General features: G+C 72.5%; 20 protein-coding genes and 1 other RNA gene. 15 read left to right on the top strand and 6 right to left on the bottom strand.

What is annotated here, in order from left to right; all coding sequences use genetic code 11:
• Positions 1-21: 21 nt before the first annotated feature.
• The 9 genes from V2J52_RS03420 to V2J52_RS03380 all read left to right on the top strand — a co-directional run bounded on the left by V2J52_RS03420 (position 22) and on the right by V2J52_RS03380 (position 9755).
• Positions 22-1185: a glycerate kinase gene (locus V2J52_RS03420; RefSeq protein ID WP_331226251.1), complete on the top strand. Its 1164-nt coding sequence runs from the start codon at positions 22-24 to the stop codon at positions 1183-1185.
• 120 nt (positions 1186-1305) lie between these two features.
• Positions 1306-1743, top strand: a complete 438-nt coding sequence (locus tag V2J52_RS03415; protein WP_331226250.1) for an OsmC family peroxiredoxin — start codon at positions 1306-1308, stop codon at positions 1741-1743.
• Between the two features lie 79 nt (positions 1744-1822).
• On the top strand, positions 1823-3022 hold the full coding sequence (locus tag V2J52_RS03410; protein WP_331226249.1) for a Nif3-like dinuclear metal center hexameric protein: 1200 nt from the start codon (positions 1823-1825) through the stop codon (positions 3020-3022).
• Entirely contained in the window at positions 3019-3756 is a 738-nt protein-coding gene (locus V2J52_RS03405) for a zinc ribbon domain-containing protein (RefSeq protein ID WP_331226248.1), read from the top strand. Before V2J52_RS03410 ends, V2J52_RS03405 begins: the two co-directional genes overlap by 4 nt.
• The gene (locus V2J52_RS03400) at positions 3753-4904 is read left to right on the top strand and encodes a reverse transcriptase-like protein (RefSeq protein ID WP_331226247.1); all 1152 of its coding nucleotides are present in this window, start codon (positions 3753-3755) and stop codon (positions 4902-4904) included. Before V2J52_RS03405 ends, V2J52_RS03400 begins: the two co-directional genes overlap by 4 nt.
• Positions 4905-4918: 14 nt before the next feature.
• Positions 4919-5301, top strand: an RNA gene (rnpB, locus tag V2J52_RS03395) — RNase P RNA component class A.
• 438 nt (positions 5302-5739) lie between these two features.
• Entirely contained in the window at positions 5740-8280 is a 2541-nt protein-coding gene (locus V2J52_RS03390) for an alpha/beta hydrolase-fold protein (protein ID WP_331226246.1), read from the top strand.
• 200 nt (positions 8281-8480) lie between these two features.
• A complete protein-coding gene (locus tag V2J52_RS03385; RefSeq protein ID WP_331226245.1) occupies positions 8481-9146 on the top strand; it encodes a hypothetical protein in 666 nt (221 codons plus the stop codon).
• Between the two features lie 78 nt (positions 9147-9224).
• The gene (locus tag V2J52_RS03380) at positions 9225-9755 is read left to right on the top strand and encodes an acyl-CoA thioesterase (protein ID WP_331226244.1); all 531 of its coding nucleotides are present in this window, start codon (positions 9225-9227) and stop codon (positions 9753-9755) included.
• Positions 9756-9768: 13 nt separating this feature from the next.
• Here the strand turns inward: V2J52_RS03380 and V2J52_RS03375 are convergent, their stop codons facing one another.
• Together V2J52_RS03375 and V2J52_RS03370 are read right to left on the bottom strand one after the other, a co-directional pair.
• Positions 9769-10320 carry a Uma2 family endonuclease gene (locus V2J52_RS03375; protein ID WP_331226243.1) on the bottom strand — a complete coding sequence of 184 codons (552 nt, stop codon included), beginning with the start codon at positions 10318-10320 and terminating at the stop codon, positions 9769-9771.
• 32 nt (positions 10321-10352) lie between these two features.
• Positions 10353-11141: an MBL fold metallo-hydrolase gene (locus tag V2J52_RS03370; protein ID WP_331226242.1), complete on the bottom strand. Its 789-nt coding sequence runs from the start codon at positions 11139-11141 to the stop codon at positions 10353-10355.
• A gap of 75 nt (positions 11142-11216) precedes the next feature.
• On the opposite strand from V2J52_RS03370, the gene V2J52_RS03365 reads away from it, so the two are divergent.
• The 4 genes from V2J52_RS03365 to V2J52_RS03350 are packed head-to-tail and all read left to right on the top strand — an operon-like array spanning position 11217 to position 14891.
• Positions 11217-12182 carry an ABC transporter ATP-binding protein gene (locus tag V2J52_RS03365; RefSeq protein ID WP_331226241.1) on the top strand — a complete coding sequence of 322 codons (966 nt, stop codon included), beginning with the start codon at positions 11217-11219 and terminating at the stop codon, positions 12180-12182.
• Between the two features lies 1 nt (position 12183).
• Complete coding sequence (locus V2J52_RS03360) at positions 12184-13350, top strand: ABC transporter permease (protein ID WP_331226240.1); 1167 nt, start codon at positions 12184-12186, stop codon at positions 13348-13350.
• Positions 13347-14510 (top strand): ABC transporter permease, encoded by a 1164-nt coding sequence (locus V2J52_RS03355; RefSeq protein WP_331226239.1) that lies wholly within the window; start codon positions 13347-13349, stop codon positions 14508-14510. The genes V2J52_RS03360 and V2J52_RS03355 overlap by 4 nt, the downstream gene beginning before the upstream one ends.
• 15 nt (positions 14511-14525) lie before the next feature.
• The gene (locus V2J52_RS03350) at positions 14526-14891 is read left to right on the top strand and encodes an RNA-binding S4 domain-containing protein (RefSeq protein ID WP_331226238.1); all 366 of its coding nucleotides are present in this window, start codon (positions 14526-14528) and stop codon (positions 14889-14891) included.
• A 1-nt stretch (position 14892) separates the two neighbouring features.
• On the opposite strand, the gene ppgK is transcribed toward V2J52_RS03350, so the two are convergent.
• On the bottom strand, positions 14893-15672 hold the full coding sequence (gene ppgK, locus V2J52_RS03345; protein ID WP_331226237.1) for a polyphosphate--glucose phosphotransferase: 780 nt from the start codon (positions 15670-15672) through the stop codon (positions 14893-14895).
• Positions 15673-15739: 67 nt separating this feature from the next.
• Entirely contained in the window at positions 15740-16219 is a 480-nt protein-coding gene (locus V2J52_RS03340; RefSeq protein WP_331226236.1) for a VOC family protein, read from the bottom strand.
• 28 nt (positions 16220-16247) lie between these two features.
• Between V2J52_RS03340 and V2J52_RS03335 the strand changes: the two genes are divergently transcribed.
• Positions 16248-17132 carry an AraC family transcriptional regulator gene (locus V2J52_RS03335; RefSeq protein WP_331226235.1) on the top strand — a complete coding sequence of 295 codons (885 nt, stop codon included), beginning with the start codon at positions 16248-16250 and terminating at the stop codon, positions 17130-17132.
• Between the two features lie 107 nt (positions 17133-17239).
• On the top strand, positions 17240-17479 hold the full coding sequence (locus tag V2J52_RS03330) for an SPOR domain-containing protein (RefSeq protein WP_331226234.1): 240 nt from the start codon (positions 17240-17242) through the stop codon (positions 17477-17479).
• A gap of 12 nt (positions 17480-17491) precedes the next feature.
• Here the strand turns inward: V2J52_RS03330 and map are convergent, their stop codons facing one another.
• Together map and panB are read right to left on the bottom strand one after the other, a co-directional pair.
• Positions 17492-18364: a type I methionyl aminopeptidase gene (gene map, locus V2J52_RS03325; RefSeq protein WP_331226233.1), complete on the bottom strand. Its 873-nt coding sequence runs from the start codon at positions 18362-18364 to the stop codon at positions 17492-17494.
• 57 nt (positions 18365-18421) lie between these two features.
• Positions 18422-19267: a 3-methyl-2-oxobutanoate hydroxymethyltransferase gene (gene panB / locus V2J52_RS03320; protein ID WP_331226232.1), complete on the bottom strand. Its 846-nt coding sequence runs from the start codon at positions 19265-19267 to the stop codon at positions 18422-18424.
• Positions 19268-19276: the final 9 nt, after the last annotated feature.

Genomic DNA, 19276 nt, shown 5'->3' with positions numbered 1-19276 from the left:
CCGGCCCCTACGCTGGCGGGCATGAGCACCGGACCGACCGTCGTCGTCGCGCCCGACTCGTTCAAGGGCAGCGTCACGGCGCAGCAAGCGGCCGGTGCGATGGCCCGCGGAGCGCGCAGCGCCTTCGGCCCCGGTGCGCGGGTGACCGTGCTGCCGATGGCCGACGGCGGCGAGGGCACCCTCGACGCGGTGCTCGGCGCGCTCGGCGGTGAGGAGAGGCAGGTCGACGCGCACGACGCGCTCGGCCGGCCCCGTCTGGCCCGGTACGGACTGGCCGGGACCCTGGCGGTGATCGAGGCCGCCGAGGGCAACGGGCTGCCCGCCGTCGCCGACCTCCCGCTGCAGCCGCTGCGGGCCGACAGCCGCGGCGTCGGCGAGATCGCGCGCGCCGCCCTCGACGCCGGCGCCACCGAGCTGCTGCTGTGCCTCGGCGGCTCCGCCAGCACCGACGGCGGCACCGGTCTGCTCACCGCGCTCGGCGCCCGGTTCCTCGACGCCGACGGCGCCCCGGTCGCGCCCGGCGGGGGAGGGCTGGCGAACATCGCGGCGGTGGACCTCGACCACCTCCATCCGGGTGCACGGGCCGCCCGGTGGCGTCTCGCCGTCGACGTCGACAACCCGCTCGTCGGGCCACGGGGCGCGGCGGCGGTGTTCGGGCCGCAGAAGGGCGCCGGCCCTGCCGAGGTCGAGGTCCTGGATCGCGGCCTCGACCATCTCGCGACCGTGCTCGGCCGGGCGGCGGGGACCGGCGCCGAGTACCTGCTGAGCCGTCCGGGCGCCGGGGCCGCCGGCGGCCTGCCGCTGGCGTTGATCACCCTGCTCGGCGCCGAGCTGGTCCCCGGTGCGCGTCTCGTGGCGGAGGCGACTGGGCTCGACGCCGCGCTCGCGACCGCCGACGTTGTCCTCACCGGGGAGGGCAGTCTCGACTCTCAATCACTCGACGGGAAGGTGGTGGACGCGGTGCGCTCGCTGGCCCGCCCGGGAGCGGCAGTGGTCGTCATCGCCGGGCGGGTGGAGCTGGACGCCGCCGACGTTCGTGCGGCTGGTCTGACGGCTGCGTTGTCGATCGCCCGTGGCCCGGCGGACCTCGCCGAGCTGCGAGGCGACGCCGCCTGGCTCATCGAGGACGCCACCGCCCAGGTGTGCGGGTTGCTCCGGCACGACCTGGCCGGCGACCCGCACTGATCGCGCCGGCAAGCCCCGCTCCCCGGTGTGGCCGACGTCACGCTGTGATGTGATGGCAGGGCGGCGCGGCTGTGCGCGCCGCCGGCCTCCGGGCCGTGTCCGTCCCGTGAAGGAGAAGTCATGCCCAACCCAGTGGTCAACAAGGCGAGCACCCAGTGGAACGGTGACCTGTTCACCGGTTCCGGCTCGACCACCCTCGAGACATCCGGCAAGGCCAGCTTCGACGTCGCGTGGAAGTCCCGCGGCGAGGAGGCAGGGGCCGGCACGACGACCCCCGAGGAGCTCATCGCCGCCGCCCACGCCACCTGCTACGCCATGCAGTTCTCCAACATGCTCAAGGAGAACGGCACCCCGCCCACCCAGCTCAACACCTCGGCGGCCGTCACGTTCGTCGCCGGCACCGGCATCACCGGCATCGAGCTGACGGTGCGTGGCCAGGTCGACGGCATCGAGGCGGGCACCTTCGAGGAGATCGCGACGAAGGCCAAGGAGACCTGCCCGGTGAGCCAGGCGCTGGCGGGCACCGAGATCACCCTCGGCGACGTCCAGCTCGGCTGACAGCTGCCGGACCGGGCCGGCGCGTACCGGCCCGGCTCGGCACCACGGCCGCGCCGCCCTTGCCAGCTAGCCTGAGCAGATGCCGCAGACCCCGTCCGTGGCCGACGTCGTCGGCCTCCTCGAGACCCGCTACCCGCCCGGCACCGCCGAGAGCTGGGACGCCGTCGGCCTCGTCGCCGGGGACCCGGCCGCGCCGGTGCGGTCGGTGATGTTCGCCGTCGACCCGGTGCTCGACGTCGCCCGTGAGGCGATCGAGGCCGGGGCCGACCTGCTCGTCACCCACCACCCGCTCTACCTGCGCGGCACCACCAGCGTGGCAGCGACCACCGCCAAGGGGCGGGTCGTCCACGAGCTGGTGCGCGCCGGGGTGGCGCTCTACACCGCGCACACCAACGCGGACTCCGCTCCCGGTGGCGTCGCGGACGCGCTCGCCGACCTCCTCGACCTGCGCGACCGCGCCCCGCTGACGCCGCACGACGCCACCGCGCTGGACACCTGGACCACGTTCGTCCCCACGGCGCACACCACCGCCGTGCTCGACGCGCTCGCCACCGCCGGCGCCGGCGACCTGGGGGAGTACGACCGCTGCGCGTTCACCGTCACCGGTGAGGGCACCTTCCGCCCCGGCGCGGCGGCGAACCCGACGCTCGGTACCCACGGCGAGATCGCCGAGGTGACGGAGGACCGGCTGGAGATGGTTGCCCCGCGCGGCCGTCGCGGCGCCATCCTCGACGCGCTGCGGGCGGCCCACCCGTACGAGGAACCGGCGTTCGCCGTCGTCGAGCACGCCCGCCAGCCGGCCGGCACGGGCATCGGCCGGATCGGCACGCTGCCGGCACCGACGACGCTGCGCGCGCTCGCGCAGCTCGTCGCCGACGCGCTGCCGGCCACCGCCCAGGGGATCCGGGTCGCCGGCGACCTCGAGGCGACGGTGAGCCGGGTCGCCGTCTGCGGCGGCTCGGGCGACTCGCTGCTCGCCACCGTCCGGCGCCTCGGTGCCGACGTCTACCTCACCGCCGACCTGCGCCACCACCCGGCGTCGGAGGCGATCGAGGAGGGCCCGCCCTACCTCATCGACGCCACCCACTGGGCCAGCGAGTGGCCGTGGCTGCCGGTCGCGGCCGCCCGGCTCGAGGCCGACGCCCGCGCGCAGCAGCTCACCGTCGCCACCCGGGTCAGCACCATCGTCACCGACCCGTGGACGCTGCGGCTCGGCGGGCGGGACAATGTCAGCCAGGAACCAGGACCATCGCACGACACCAAGGGAGTCACTTCGTGACCAACGCACCGGTGGCCGACCAGCGCCGCCTGCTCGACATCCAGACGCTCGACACCCGCGCCTCCAAGCTCGGCCACCAGCGCCGCAGCCTGCCGGAGATCGGCACCCTCAGCGAGCTCGACGGCCGCGTCGCCGACCTGGAGCGTGCGCAGGTCGAGGCGCGCACGACGGTCTCGGACATCCGCCGCGAGGTGACCAAGGCCGAGGTCGACGTCGAGCAGGTCCGCCAGCGCGCCCAGCGCCACCAGGCGCGGCTGGACTCCGGTGCGGTGAACGCCAAGGACGCCCAGGCGCTCCAGGGCGAGCTCGCCCAGCTCGCCCGGCGGCAGGGCGACCTTGAGGAGATCGAGCTCGAGGTGATGGAGCGGCTCGAGGAAGCCGAGAAGCGGGTCGCCGAGCTCGCCGCGCAGCAGGCGGCCATCGAGGTCGACATCGCCAAGCACACCGCGGCCCGCGATGCGCAGTGGGCGGTCATCGACGACGAGCTGGCAGCGCTCGCGGCGCAGCGAGCTACCGCCGTCGACGCGCTCGACGCCGGCCTGGTCAAGCTGTACGACCGGGTCCGGGAGCGCACCGGCGGCCTCGCCGCGATCGCGCTCTACGGCAGCCGCACCGAAGGGACCCAGCTGGACTTCTCGCTCAGCGAGCTCGACGCGATCCACTCCGCGCCGCCCGAGCAGGTTGTGCAGCACGAGGACTACGGTTACATCATCGTGAGGATGGACGAGAAGTGAACCAGGCGAGCCTGTTCGACCCCGAGCCCGAGCACGACGTCGTCGACGCGTCGCCCGGGCTGGCTGCGGTGCCGCCGCCGTCGACAGGCTCGCGCCGGCTCCTCGTCATCGAGGCCGACGGCGGTTCACGGGGCAACCCGGGACCAGCCGGGTACGGCGCGCTCGTGCGCGAGGGGGACCGGGTGCTCGCCGAGCGCGCCGAGTACCTGGGCGTGGTGTCGAACAACGTCGCGGAGTACAGCGGCCTCATCGCCGGCCTCACCGCCGCGCGACAGATCGACCCCACCGCCCTCGTGGAGGTGCGGATGGACTCCAAGCTCGTCGTCGAGCAGATGTCGGGACGCTGGAAGATCAAGCACGAGGACATGCAGCGGCTCGCCCGGCACGCCCGCGACGCGTTCCGCGCCGAGCAGGTGACCTACAGCTGGATCCCGCGCGCCGAGAACGCCGCGGCCGACGCCCTGGCCAACCAGGTGATGGACTCCACCGGGCAGATCCGTCGCAACCACCCGGCCGACGACGACGGCGACGCCCTGGAGAGGCCGTTCGCGGTGCCGGACGTCGACACCGACGCGCCGTCGATGTCCCAGCCTGACGTCGTCACCGTCGTGCTGGTCAGCCCTGGCATGACGCCGCGGACGGCGGCCGAGGTGGCGGCGGTGTCTGAGCTCGACGCGGAGCTCACCCAGGACGGGATCGACCTGGCGGCGGGGGCCGCGGGACTGGTCGACCTCATCGGTGACGAGCTGTGGCCCCACCTGCCGGCGCCGGCCGTGCTGCTGTCCTCGCCGGCGGTCCGCGCCCAGCAGACCGCCCAGCTCATCAGCGAGAGCACCGGGCTCGGCGCGCCGCTGGTGGACAAGGACTTCGTGCGGTCCGCACCCGGGGAGACCGCGCCCCACGTCGCCCGGCGCGTCGAGCGCGCCATCAACCGGCTGGTGGGCCGGTACCGGGGACAGACGGTGGTGGTCGCCGCGCACGCCGACATCATCGCTGCCGTCGCCGGTATCGCCGCCGAGCTGCCGAGGTCGTCGTGGCACGCGCTGCGGATCGCCCCCGGCACGGTCAGCGTCGTGCGTTGCTGGGACGGCGGCGGCGAGGTCCACGTTCTCGGCTGCCCGGCGCAGCTGGGTGACGCGACCGGCTAGGATCGGTACCAGGATGAGTCGGCCAGGCGGTCGCGGCACCCCTCGGGGTGACGAGGAACGTCCGGGCTCCACAGAGCAGGGTGGTGGGTAACACCCACCCGGGGTGACCTGCGGGACAGTGCCACAGAAAGCAGACCGCCGTCGGCAGCCTCCGGGCCGCTGGCGGTAAGGGTGAAACGGTGGTGTAAGAGACCACCAGCGTGCCGGGTGACCGGTGCGGCTAGGCAAACCCCACCCGGAGCAAGACCAGACAGCAGGTGCTTGAGGGCGGCTCGCCCGAGCCTGCGGGTAGGTCGCTGGAGGCGTGCGGCAACGTACGTCGTAGATGGATGGCCGCCACCGCGGTGCCGGTAGCGGCGCCGCGGGACAGAACCCGGCGTATCGGCCGACTCATCCTCCTCTCCTCACCGTGCCGCCGGTTGGTGCCGGGTTGCAAAGCGGACCCATCCGGTGAGTCCTGGGTTGGTCCATTGACAGTTTCCAACGTTGCAGACATGCTTTCCGCGGGGGATTTACTACGTTGTAGATCAGTCGTTACCACGGCTGTCGTGCGGTACGTGGTCCTCTTCCACCTTGGCGCTCGGCGCCGTACCGGCGCTTGGCTCCGAGTCGTCATCGCGTGCGTTGTGGCACGCGTCGATCGAGAGGAGTATTCGTGAGAGAAGCACATGTGTGCCATCGTCGCCGTACCGCTGCACGCAGGGGGGTCGGCCTGTTGGCGGCGGCCGCCATGCTGGGAGCGGGGTCGCTCGTTGCCGCGCAGTCCGCTGCTGCTGCGACGGACTGGCCCGATTCGTGGATCTGGGCACCGGGAGAGGATCTGCACAGGTTCTCGGTGCCCGACGAGGCTGCCGAGGCTGCTACGGGGACGACGCCGGCGATGGTGGCCGTGGCCGGGAACTTCGGCCCGGGCAAGAGCTGGGCGCAGCTGAACACCGGGCTGGATGGCGGGTCCTGGAACGCGACGATCGGCCCGCTGGAGCCTGGTCTGTACTACTACCAGTACGAGGCGACCGTCGCCGGCACCGAGGAGGTGATCGGGTTCCGCAACGAGGACAGTCCTCAGGCGGTGACGTCGAAGCCGAGCTGGAACACGTTCTTCGTGCCCGGCGCGGAGGTCCAGTGGATGACGGACGTGCCGGCCGGCGGCGACCTGCAGGACATCTCCTACGACAGCACGGTCGCGGAGGCGGAGCAGTCTGCGCTGGTGTGGACACCGCCGGGCTACGACGCGGACCGGGCTGACCCATACCCGGTGCTCTACCTCCTGCACGATGAGGGGCAGAGCCACCGGGAGTGGGCCGAGCTGGGCCGGGCCGCGCAGATCCTGGACAACCTTGCTATCGAGGGCGAGGTGGAGCCGATGGTCGTGGTCATGGCCGACGCGAGCTCGGCCGACGCCAGGGTCGAGATCCTCGACAACATCGTCCCCGCGGCACAGGACCGGTTCAACGTCTCCGACGACCCCGCTGACCGGGCGATCGCCGGGATCGGTGATGGTGGGTCGCAAGCGCTGAACCTGCTGTTGACCGACACCGGGGAGTTCTCCCACGTCGGCTCGTTGTCGGGCAGCCTCGCCAGCAGCATCAGCGAGACCAAGGCGGTCGAGATCAACGCGGCGACCGACCTGGTCCGGCTGTACGTCGGCAACACCACCGACCCGTCCTACAACCAGAACGTCAGCCTGGTGAACAAGCTCGACGGCGCCGGCGTCGCCTACCAGTTCGACGGCGTGACCCCCGAGACGGGCGGCACCTGGGAGACCTGGCGCAAGGGCCTGCTCGACTTCGCTCCGCGGTTGTTCCAGGAGGTCCAGGACGACGGCCCGAGCGAGGGGCACCTGGCGCAGGACGGGCTGCACTCCCTGCCACCGACGGGCACGACCCCCACGCCGTGGATCGACGAGAACGGCATCGTCACCTTCGAGACCGGTACCGAGTTCGCCGACGCCACCAACGTCACCATCTGGGCCAACTGGGCGCCGACGGGCAACTGGCTGCGGATCCCCATGGAGAAGCACGGGGACCGGTGGCGGCTGACTCTCGGGCCGCTCGAGGGCGGGTCCTACTACTACAAGTTCGTCGTCGACCGGGTGGATCACAAGGACGCGGCGAATCCCACCAGCGTGGTCTCCGAGCCCACGTGGAGCACGTTCCACGTCGCTGGCGAGGGAATCCGCGGTGAGTACACCGCTGACGTCCCGGCCGAGTCGCGTGGTGCGGTCGAGGTGATGAGCTACACCAGCATCGCCGACGAGGAGGAACGGTCGGCCTACGTGTGGACGCCGCCGGACTACGACCCCAACCGTGAGGAGCCCTACCCGGTGCTGTACCTCCAGCACGGCGGTGGGCAGAGCTGGGCGGATTGGATCGACGTCGGGTTCGCCGCCCAGATCTTGGACAACCACCACCTGAGGGGCACCATCGTCCCGATGGTCGTGGTCATGGGTAACGGCAACGGCGTCGACTTCCCCGCTGAGCTGCGCCAGCGGATCGTCCCGACGGCGGAGGCCGAGTACCACGTGAGCTCCGACCCGGGCGAGCGCGCCCTGGCGGGCCTCTCGATGGGATCGGGCCACACGCTCGAGACGTTGTACGCCCACCCGGGCGAGTTCGCCTACATCGGCGCCTTCTCGTCGCGCACCACGCCGGAGGGCGACGTCGATATCGAGGCGATCAACGCCGGCACGGAGCTGCTGCGCATCTACACCGGCGATGTCCAGGACTTCACCTACGAGGGGACCCTCAACCTGCTGAGCGTCCTGACCGACCTCGGCATCGAGCATGAGTTCGCCACGGTGATTCCGGGGCCGCACAGCTGGGACGTGTGGCAGAAGTCGTTGATCGACTTCCTGCCGCGGCTGTTCACGGCTGGCACCAGTGACGGCATCCCGATCGACGCGACCATCCCGGAGGCGACGAACGGTGTACTGGCACTGACCGTGGCCGACGCCGGCGGTGGAGTCGCGCTGTCGGCTCCGGACAACCGGGGTGACCGGCTCCGCCTGAGCGGCACGCTGCCGGAGGTCACGGTGAGTGACTCCCGCACCGCGCAGCAGGCCGGCGCCGGTGGCTGGGCGGTGACCGGGCAGGCTGACTCCTTCAGCTCAGCCGGTCGTTACGTCACGGCCGACCACCTGGGCTGGATCCCCACCGTGCTCACACCGCGGCCCGGCCTCGCGGCCGGTAGCGAGGTGGCCGGCGCGCTCGACGGCGGATCCGGGTTGGCGACTCCGGCCACCTTGGCCTCGGCCGGTACCGATGGCCGATCCGGTTCCACCACTCTCGGTGGCGCTCTGGTCCTGGACGTCCCGGTGGACACCGAGGCGGGCACCTACACCGGAAGCCTGCACGTCTCGCTGTTCCCCGTCGACTGACGCACCCCAGTCCGGCGCGGTCGGTCGGCTCACGGCCGGCCGACCGCGCCGCTGGCGGCTGCGGGACTCGTCCACAGGACGCGCCGCCGCTGCGGCCGTCCACAGGTGCGCCCCCAGCGGGTGGACGGCGACCGGCCCTGGCCGTGATGGTGGTCGCACAGCGCCGAGGACGACGTGTCCGGCCGGTACGAGGGGGACCGATGCGCACCACCACCCACCGAATGACCGCCGCGCTCGTGCTCGGCGTGGCACTGTTCGTCACCGGTTGCAGCGACGGACCACCGGCGGCGGACGCCACGACCAACGAGGCACCAGTGAGCGAGGCGCCAGTGAGCGGGGCAGCCGCGACCACCGCACCGGCCCCGGCTACCGACCTCGCAGCCACGCAGGAGCCCGCGCTGGAGTTGCTCAGCGGCCCGTTGCCCAGCGGCGTCGAGCTCGACCGGGCGGTGGGAGACGCCCTCGACGCCTATCTTGCGCACCGGGCGCTCTACGACGCCGCCGCCCAGGCCGGATTCGCCGACGAGGAGGTGGTGGACGAGCTCCTCGCGACGACGAGCGGCGACCTGCGGGAGGCGATTCAGGAGGGCGTGGAGCATTTCACCAGCGAAGGCCTTGCGGTCGACGGTTCGTCGGAGGTGCTGGATATCGAGGCGGCGTGGCTGCACTTCCCGGCCTCCGCGCTCGATGCACCAGAGGTCACCTTCGAGGCCTGCGTCCGGTTGATGGGCGGACCCGCGCCGGAGGATGAGGGAGCGTCTGACGAGCTGGCCCTCACGGTGCGGATGACGACCCAAGACAGCAGGTGGGTGGTCTGGTCACAGCGCGACTACGGCTACGACTGCGACGGCGTACCCAAGCCGTGACTCCGTGAGCAGCGGGACGGGCGACTGAGCCGCCACACCAGGCCACGCCATCTCGCGCACCCCGGGTAACGTGTCCGCGTGGCCCGTCAGCTCCAGCTCCTCCGCGCCAGCATCCGGCCGCGCCCACCTGTCGCGGGGCGCGGCATCCTCGAGGCGTCCGTGACGGGGTTGCGGGTGCGCCCGGGGGACCTGGATATCTACCTCCACGTGAACAACGGCGTCTACCTGCAGATGATGGACGTCGCGCGCAGCAACTTCATCGCCGACCTCGGCGGGTTCCCGCTCCTCAAGGACAAAGGCTGGTACCCGGTCGTCGCCGCGCAGACGGTCAAGTACCGGCGTTCCCTCACGCTGGGCCAGCGGTTCGAGATCATTACCCGGGTGGTCGGCTGGGACGAGCGCGTGGTCTACCTGGAGCAGGTCTTCAGCCGTGGTGGTGAGCTCTGTGCCCGCGGCCTCGTCGCGGGCCGGTTCCTCGTCCGCGGCTCGGCGGAGCGTATCGCCGCGCCGCGGGTGGTGGCGCTGCTGGGTGATGTCGTGCCCTCGCCGCCGCTGCCCGACGACGTCGCGGGCTGGGCGCGCGCGGTGGACGTCGCGTCCCGGCACTGACCGCCGGTCGCGCTCAGGGTGCCGGCCGGACGAGGTCGGCGGGAACGGCGTCGACCGGGAACGGATGGAGGAGCGTGACCCGCTCGCCCAGCTCCACGTCCGCAGCGGTCACGTAGTGACCGGCCACGAGGTCGAGCGCGAGCAGGGACGGCACCTTCGGGTCGACGATCCAGTACGACTGCACTCCGCAGTCCTCGTACTTCGAGCGCTTGAGAATGAGGTCTTTGCGGCGGGTGGACGGGGAGAGCACCTCCACCGCGAGAACGAGCGGAGCGGTGATGTTCGCGACCTCGACGTCCTCGTTGCGAACCACGAGAAGGTCAGGCTGGAGCGAGGTGCGAAGGTCCGGTCGCCAGTCCACCGGCGAGAGGAAGACCTCGTAGCCCGGCGGGCACGTCGCACGAAGGAGGAGATGGAGGTTGCCGATCGCCCGTTGGTGCGCCAGCACCGGTGCCGGCGTCACGAGCAGCAGCCCATCGAGCAGCTCGTACTGCAGGCCGTCGTCGGGCAGCCGGTCGAGATCATCGACCGTCCACTCCTCGCCCGCGCGCGGCATGACCGTCATGACCCCCATGGTGCTCCTCCCACTCCCGCCTGTCACCTGCCATGCGAGAAGCGTCGTAGCCCTCGAGCCTGGCTCTCGTGGTCGGCGCGCACCCGCGGGTCGACCAGCCGCGGGTCTGCTGGCGCGCTCCCGGCCTCGAGGTCGTCGAGGTAGCGCAGGTCGGCGGCGATCCGCCGGGCGGCACCGGAGCCGTCGGTGACCCGGCCGTGCCCCGGGACGACGACGTCGCAACCCTCGACCACCGCGGTCAGGTCCCGCAGCACCCGCCGGTAGTCGCCGACCGGATCGGCGGCACCCGGGTCGAGCAGCGGGACCTCGATGTCGGAGAGCAGGTCCCCGGCGACGAGCACCCGTTCGCCGGGCAGCAGCAGGCTGGCGTGGCCCGGCGCGTGCGCAGCGGTGTCCACGACGGTCGCCGCCGGCCCGTCCCACGGCACCGCTGAGCCGGCCCCGGGCAGCGGCGTGGTCCCGCCGACGATGTCCCAGGTGTGGCCGGGCAGATCGCGCGCCGCCTCGGCAAGCAGCTCGTCGGCGTGCTGCCGGGCCCACCTCGCCGCGGTCGCCGTCGCCCACCTCGCCACCGGCGGGAACGCGTGGCAGAACAGCACGTGGTCCCAGTGGGGGTGCGTGCTGAACACCGCGCGGATGTGCCAACCGCGCGCCGTCAGCTCGGCGGCCAGACCGGTAAGCTCCGCGGGCAGCAGACCCGGGTCGACGAGGAGGCAGCCGCCGTCGCCTGCCACCACGATGGTCGTCGTCGTCAGCCAGGTGGGTGACGACGCGACCCACACGGCGCCCGACACCTGCGTGAGATCGCGCACCCCGGCAGGGTATCGGCCGCCCCGCCCGGTGTGCCACGATGGCCCGCGATGGCCCGGCGCACGACGAGGAGAGCGATGGCAGCGCAGACGATGCAACGGTCCGACGACGCCGTGCTGCAGGTCTCGGACCTCGTCCGGACCTTCGGTGAGCTGCGCGCCGTCGACGGCGTGTCCTTCCACATCGCGCCCGGCGAGACCTACGGCCTGCTCGGCCCCAACGGCGCGGGCAAGACGACGACGATCTCGATGGTCGCCGGCCTCATCGCCGCCGATGACGGCGAGATCAAGGTGCGGGGGCAGCGGATGGGCCCCTCGCAGGTCGGCCCCAAGCGCCACCTCGGCCTGGTGCCGCAGGACCTCGCGATCTACCCCGAGCTCAGCGCCCGGGAGAACCTGCAGTTCTTCGGCCGGCTGCACGGCATGACCGGCCAGCAGCTGCGCCGCCGCACCGACGAGGTCCTCGACCTCATCGGCCTCACCGACCGCGCCAAGGGCCCCACCAAGGAGTTCTCCGGAGGGATGAAGCGCCGGCTGAACATCGGCATCGGCCTGCTGCACCGGCCGGAGCTGCTCATCCTCGACGAGCCCACGGTGGGCGTGGACCCGCAGTCGCGCAACGCGATCCTCGAGTCGGTGGAGGCACTGGCCACCGAGGGGATGGCGGTGCTCTACACGACGCACTACATGGAGGAGGCCGAGCGGCTGTGCGACCGCATCGCGATCATCGATGCCGGCACCATCCAGGCCGAGGGCACCCGGGGCGAGCTGATCCGGATCGTCGGCGAGCTCGACGAGATCCGGCTCATCGGGTCGGGGGACGTGAGCGCGGCGGCCGAGGCGCTGCGGTCGCTGGACGCGGTGGACCAGGTGGCCGTCGACGGCCGCACGCTCACGCTGCACGTCCGTGACGCCCCGACGGCGGTGGTGGCGGTCGTGACGACGGCCGGCAGCGTCGGGCTGGAGCTGTCCGACGTCGAGATCACCAGGCCCGACCTCGAGTCGGTGTTCCTCCACCTCACCGGCAAGGCGCTGCGGGACTGACATGCGCCAGCTCGCCACGATGACCGCGGCGGACCTGCGCCAGCGGGTTCGCGACAAGTCCGTGCTCATCTTCGGCGTCCTCGTCCCGGTGGCGCTGATGCTCGTGCTCAACCTCGTCTTCGGCAACGCCGAGGAGGTCGAGCTCGACTCGGTCACCGTGGCCGCCGCCGTCGCCAGCGACGACGAGCTCGGCCAGGTGCTCCTCGCCACGCTCACCGAGGTCCCCGGCCTGGACGTCGCCGTCGAGCAGGTCCCCGCCGACGACGTCCGGGCCTGGGCCGAGGACGGGCGCGCCCAGCTCGGCATCATCGTCCCCGAGGGCTTCGGCGCGGCGGTCACCCAGGGGCAGCCCGCTACCGTCGACATCACCGAGGGCGACGGCGCCGGGCTGGAGACGGACATCCTCGTCTCCGTCGTCAGCGGCGTCACCGACCGGTTCGCCGCCGCTGCGACCGCCGGTGCCGCGGGGGCCGAGCTGGGGCTGTCGCCGCAGCAGCTCGCCGAGGTCGGGCGGCAGGTGGGCGAGGCCGACGTGGCCGTCACCGCCGTCGCCGGCCAGACAGCCACCGAGCAGCTCGACGCCTCGGGCACCATGGTTGCTGGCCAGGCTGGCTTGTTCCTCCTCTTCACGGTGGGCTTCGGGGTCATCGCGCTCATCAACGAGCGCGAGCAGGGCACCTTGGCCCGGCTCCGCTCGATGCCGATGCGGCCCGGGCTCATCGTCGCGGCCAAGGCACTGTCCGCCTACCTGCTGGGTGCGGCGTCGACGACAGTGCTCCTCATCGCCGGCTCGGTGCTGTTCGGCGTCGACTTCGGCTCGCCGGCGCTCGTCCTCCTGCTCGTGCTCTGCGTCGTGGCCGCCGCTACTTCGCTGACCTTCGTCGTCGCCCGGGTGGCCCGGACCGCCGAGCAGGCGGGTGTCTCCCAGGCGATCCTCGCCGTCGTGCTCGGCATGTCCGGCGGTGCCTTCTTCCCGCTCGCGGCGACCGGGCTGGCGGCCACGATCCTCGACCTCAACCCGGTGGCCGCCTTCACCCGGGGGCTAGGCATCACCGCCGGCGGTGGCGGGCTGGGCGACCTGGGGCCGCCGGTCGCCACCATGCTCGGCTTCGCCGTGGTGTGCACCGCGCTCTCCCGGATCGTGCCGGACAGGGGAGCAGAGCTGTGAGGGCCGTCGTCGCGATCGCCGGTACCGAGCTGCGCCGCTTCATGCGCGACCGGTCGAACATCTTCTTCGTCCTCATCTTCCCGCTGCTGCTCGTCGTCGTCATCGGGCTGCAGTTCGGTGGCGGGGGCGGCGCCGGCAGCGCCGCGCTCAGCGGCTCAGGCGGTCCGCTGCGCGACGGCATCACCGAGCAGCTGTCCGACGCCGGGGTCAGCGTCACGCCGGTCGAGCCGGACGCCATGCGCACCCTGGTGTCACGGGGTCGGGCGACCGTCGGGCTGCTCGTCCCGGAGTCCGCCGAGGCCGCCTTCGCCGCCGGCGAGCCGGCCACGGTGGAGATGATCTCGGCGTCCGGCGGGACTGCGCCCGCCGTCGAGCAGGCGGTGCGCACCGCGCTGCAGGCGCTCTCGCTCGAGCGCAGCCAGCTGACGGCGCTCACCGGCCAGGGGGTGACCGAGCCGGACGCGACGGCGGCGCTGGCAGCGGCCGGTGAGGCGGTGGCGCCCGTCGAGCTGCGCGTCGTCGACGTCGACGAGATCGCGCAGCAGCTCTCCGGGCTGGGGCAGTTCGACCTGGGAGCGGCGACCATGGTGCTGCTCTTCGTGTTCCTCTCCACGCTGTCGAGCGCGGTCACCCTCATCCAGTCGCGCCGCCTCGGCATCCAGCGCCGGGTGCTCGCCGCGCCCGTCTCCAGCAGCGCCGCGCTCGGTGGCCAGCTGCTCGGCCGGTGGGTCATCGCCGGCGCGCAGGGCGCGTACATCATGGTGGTGAGCATGCTGCTGTTCGACGTCGACTTCGGCACGCTGTGGCTCGCGCTGCTCATCATGCTCGTCTTCGGCGCGGTCGCCACCGGCGCCGCGATGCTGCTCGGCGCGCTGGTGGACCACGAGGGTGCGGCGTCAGGGATGGCGGTCGGCATCGGTCTGGTGCTCGCCGCACTCGGCGGCTGCATGTTCCCGCTCGAGCTCTTCCCGCCGACGCTGCGCACCATCGCCCACATCACCCCGCACGCGTGGGGCTACGAGGCGTTCGCGGAGGTCCAGCGGCACGCCGGCGGCCTGGTGGACATCGCGCCGCAGCTCGGTGTGCTGGTGGCGATGGCCGCCGTGCTGGTGCTGCTCGGCTCGTGGGCGCTGCGGCGCAGCATGGCCCGCGCGATGTAGCCGTAGCATCGAGGGATGGCCGACTCGGTACGTGTGGACAGCTGGTTGTGGGCGGTGCGGATCTTCAAGAGCCGCACCCAGGCCTCGGTCGCCTGCCGTGGCGGGCACGTGCGGGTCGAGGGTGAGCGCGCCAAGCCGTCGACGCTCGTCGGCCCCGGGAGCCGCGTCATCGTCATGGTCGGCCCCCGCGAGCGCCGGCTGGTGGTGCAGCGCGCGATCGCCAAGCGGGTCGGCGCACCGGTCGCGGCGACCGCGATGATCGACGAGTCACCCCCGCCGCCGCCGCGGGCCGAGATGCCGTTCGTGCCGCATCGGCTGCCGGGCAGCGGCCGGCCCACCAAGCGGGAGCGGCGCGAGATCACCCGGCTGCGCGGCTACTGAGCTACCGGCCGGTGGGGCTGGCGGTGCCGGCGGCCAGCGAGGCGGCGCCGACGATCCCCGCGCGGTTGCGCAGCGCTGCCGGCACGATCGGCGTCGCGACGTCGAGCAGGTGCAGGAACTGGTCGGAGTCCTTGCTCACCCCGCCACCGAGGACGATGAGGTCGGGGGAGAACAGCATCTCGACCGTCTCCAGGTAGCGCTGCAGCCGCTCCGACCACACCTGGTAGCCGAGGTTCTCCCGGTCCATCACCGAGGACGCCGCGCGGCTCTCGGCGTCGTAGCCGTCGATCTCCAGGTGCCCGAGCTCGGTGTTGGGCACCAGGGTGCCGTCGACGATGAGCGCGGAGCCGATCCCGGTCCCCAGCGTGAGGACGAGCACGACGCCCTCGACGCCCTTGGCAGCGCCGTACTGGACCTCCGCGTAGCCTGCGGCGTCCGCGTCGTTGACCGCGATGACGCGCCGGTCGATGGCGTCGGACATCAGCGCCGGGACGTCGACGCCCTTCCAGGTCTTGTCGAGGTTCGCGATGAACGGCACCACCCCGTGCTTGATCGGTGCCGGGAAGGTCAGCCCGATGGGCAGCGCCGGGTCGAGCTCGAAGCCGTCGACGAGCTCGGCAACGACGGCGGCGACCGCTGCGGGCGTCGAGACCTCCGGGGTGGGGATCCGCACGCGCTTCTTGGTCAGCTCACCGGTGCCCAGGTCCACCGGTGCGCCCTTGATGCCGGACCCACCGATGTCGATTCCGAAGGCAAGGGGCGAGGGCGTGGCGGTGGACATCGATGTGCTCCTGGGATAGACGAGGGCCTCCTCGTGAGACCAGGCAGGAGCCTACCGGGCGACCGGCTCAACCCGCGGTCATGCTCTCGCGCCAGTCGTCCAGGCCGCGCTGGACCTGCGCGTCGGTCCGCGGTCGGGTGCGGGTCATCACCGTCCATCGCACGCCGAACGGGTCCTGCACGGAGCCGAACCTGTCGCCGGTGACCTCGAAGTCCGCCACGTCCTCGCGGACGCGGGCGCCGAGCTCTCGGGCGCGGGCGACGACGGCGTCGACGTCCGGGACGTACACCGCGAGGCTGAACGTCACCTCGTCGCGCGCCGGATCGCCGGCGACCGCGGCGAACTGCGACTGGGGGTCCATCAGCTGCAGCCGGCCGGTGCCGAGGTCCAGCTCGGCGTGCCAGACGGAGCCGTCTGGTCCGTCCATCCGGGACGTCAGCCGGGCGCCGAAGACGGCGGAGTAGAAGTCGATCGCCTCGCTGGCCGGGGAGACGACGACCAGCGGGGTCAGTGTGGTGAATCCGGCGGGCCGGTAGTCGGTGCTCATGTCTGCCAGCGTCTCTAGAGTCGGGGGCGTGGCGCTTGGACATTCGCGACAACCCCGGCCCGAGGAGCAGCGCGGCACCGAGGGTGCGGTGCTGTGGCCGGCCGCGGGTGATGACGTGTTCACCACGGATCGGCTGTCGCTGCCCGGGCCGCTCGACCTCGTGGCGGCGTACTGCTGGACGGTGCGCTGGCGGCGCCGGGCGCCGACCCCGTTCCGGCAGCAGGTGCTCACTCACCCGGTGACCCACCTGACCGTGGAGGCGGCCGAGATGGCCGAGGGGGCCACGATGCACGGCTTCGCGATGCCCGCGGCCCTCGTCCACGGCCTCGTCACCCGGGTGTTCGAGGTGCAGCTACCGGCCGCCGGCCGGGTCTCGGCCGTCGCCTTCCGGCCTGGCGGGCTGGCGGCGCTGCTGGACATCGACGTCCGCACCCTGACCGACAGCGTGGTCGCCGCGCACCAGGTCTTCGGCCCCGACGTCGACGCCGTCGCCGCCGCGGTGCTGGCCGAGCCCGCGGAGGAGCGCCGGCGCGACCTGCTGGCCGGCTACCTCGCCGAGGTGCTCGCCCCCCGGCTCGAGCGGGTGCGCGACGACGACGCCTACCGCACGGTGCGTGAGGCGGTGACGCTCATGCGGGCCCGGGAGGTCGTCACCCTCGCTCCTGTCGCGGAGCGGCTGCACGTGGCGCCACGGACCCTGCAGCGACGCTTCGCCCGGTACGTCGGCGCGTCGCCGTTGTGGGTGCTGCGCAGGTACCGGCTGCAGGACGCCGTCGCGGCGCTCGACGCCGGTGAGGGGCACGACCTCAGCGAGCTGGCGGCGTCGCTCGGCTTCGCCGACCACGCCCACTTCAGCCGCCACTTCGCCGCCGTCGTCGGCGTTCCGCCGTCGCACTACCGGGACGGGCGGTGACCGCGGCGCTGCCGGGCGGGCGACGATCGGCGGCGCCACCGGGCGGCGGCGCGCACGATCCGCCGCGATGGTGCAAGGTCGAGGTGAGACCTACGAAAGGACGCACCGTGCCCGAGCTCAACGACCCCGCTGACGACCAGACCGACCAGGTCACCACGCCGACCGACATCGGCAACTTCTACCTCGACGCGAAGACCGGCGAGATCCACGAGGGCAAGGTCGCCGCCGCCCGGCACCGGCTGGGCCCCTATCCCTCCCGGGAGGCCGCGCAGCAGGCCTACAGCCACGCCGAGGAGCGCAACGAGAGCTGGGAGGCCGAGGACCGGGAGTGGAACGCGGAGGAGTGACCGGGTGCCGCGTCAGGGCAGCGTGAGGATCTCCGGGCCGTCCTCGGTGACGAGCACCATGTGCTCCCACTGGGCGGTTCGGCCCCGGTCGGCGGTGACCGCGGTCCACTCGTCGTCCCACAGCTGCCACTCGGGGGTGCCCAGTGTGAGCATCGGCTCGATGGTGAAGACCATCCCCGGCGCCATGACGTCGTCGTAGTCCGGGGCGGCGTCGTAGTGCGGGATGATCAGCCCGGAGTGGAAGGCGAGCCCCACGCCGTGGCCGGTAAACTCGCGGACCACGCCGTAGTCGAAGCGCCGCGCGTAGGCCTCGATGACGCGGCCGATGACGTTGACCTCCCGACCGGGCTTGACCGCCCGGATGCCGCGCTCCATCGCGGTGCGGGTGCGTTCGACGAGCAGCCGTGACTCCTCGTCGACGTCACCGACGAGGAACATCGCGCTGTTGTCGCCGTGCACGCCCTCGCGGAACAGCGTGATGTCGACGTTGACGATGTCGCCGTCCTGCAGCACGGTGCTGTCCGGGATGCCGTGGCAGACCACCTCGTTGACCGAGGTGCACAGCCCCTTGGGGAAGCCCCGGTAGCCCAGCGAGGACGGGTAGGCGCCGTTGGCGACGGCGAACTCGTGGCCGATCCGGTCGAGCTCGTCGGTGGTGACGCCGGGCCGGACCGCGGCGCCGACCGTCTCCAGCGCCTGGGCGGCGAGCCGCGCGGTGCGCCGGATGCGGCTGATCGTCTCGGCGTCGTTGACCTCGCTGCCGGTGAACGGCTGCGGGGCCGGCCGGTCGACGTACTCCGGGGAGGCGATCGTGGCGGGGACGGAGAGCCGGGGCGAGACCGTCCCGGGAATGAGGGTCCCCAGCGGGGCGCGTTCGGCGAGCATGACCACGAGTCTAGGCGGGCAGCAGCCGGGCACCGGACGGTGCCCGGGTGAGCCCGGCTACTCCCGGTAGGAGTGCTCCGGGCCGGGGAAGGTGCCCTCGTGGACCTCGCTGGCGTAGCTGCGGGCCGCGGCGTACAGCGCCGCTCCGACCTCGCCGAACTGCTTGGCGAACCGCGGCGACCACGCTCCCATCCCGGCCATGTCGGTCCACACGAGCACCTGGCCGTCGCAGCTCGGCCCGGCGCCGATGCCGATCGTCGGGATGCGCAGGATCTCGGTGACCCGCTCGGCGACGGGCGCCGGCACCATCTCGAGGACGACCGCCACCGCCCCGGCCTCCTGCAGCGCGACGGCGTCGGCGACGAGCTGCTCGGCGTTCTCGCCCCGGCCCTGGATGCGCTTGCCGCCGAGCATGTTCTCCGACTGCGGGGTGAACCCCAGGTGCCCGACGACCGGGATGCCGGCACCGGTGATGAGCTCGACGTGCGGCGCCACCCGCTCGCCGCCCTCGAACTTCACGGCGTGGGCGCCACCCTCCTTGAGCATCCGCACCGAGGACTCGAAGGCCCGCTGGGGGGAGTCCTCGTAGGAGCCGAACGGGAGGTCCGCCACGACCATCGCTCGCTTGCTGGCGCGGGACACCGCCCGCACCGCGGGGATGAGCTCGTCCATGGTCACCGGGATGGTGTTGTCGTGACCGAGCATGTTGTCGCCGATGGAGTCGCCCACCAGCAGCATGTCGATGCCGGCCTCGTCGAAGATCCGGGCCGTGACGGCGTCGTAGGCGGTGAGCATGGTCAGCGGCTCACCACGCTCCTTGGACTGCAGGAGGTGGTGGACCCGGACCCGCTTGGGCACCGGGACACCGGCGGCCGGCTGCGGCTGGGGGGACTGGTCGGTCATCGTTCTCCA

It is taken from the genome of Georgenia sunbinii (assembly GCF_036421875.1).
GTDB lineage: Bacteria > Actinomycetota > Actinomycetes > Actinomycetales > Actinomycetaceae > Georgenia_B > Georgenia_B sunbinii.
Note: the sequence above shows the minus strand (reverse complement) of the source record. Positions and strands in the feature narration are given on the sequence as shown.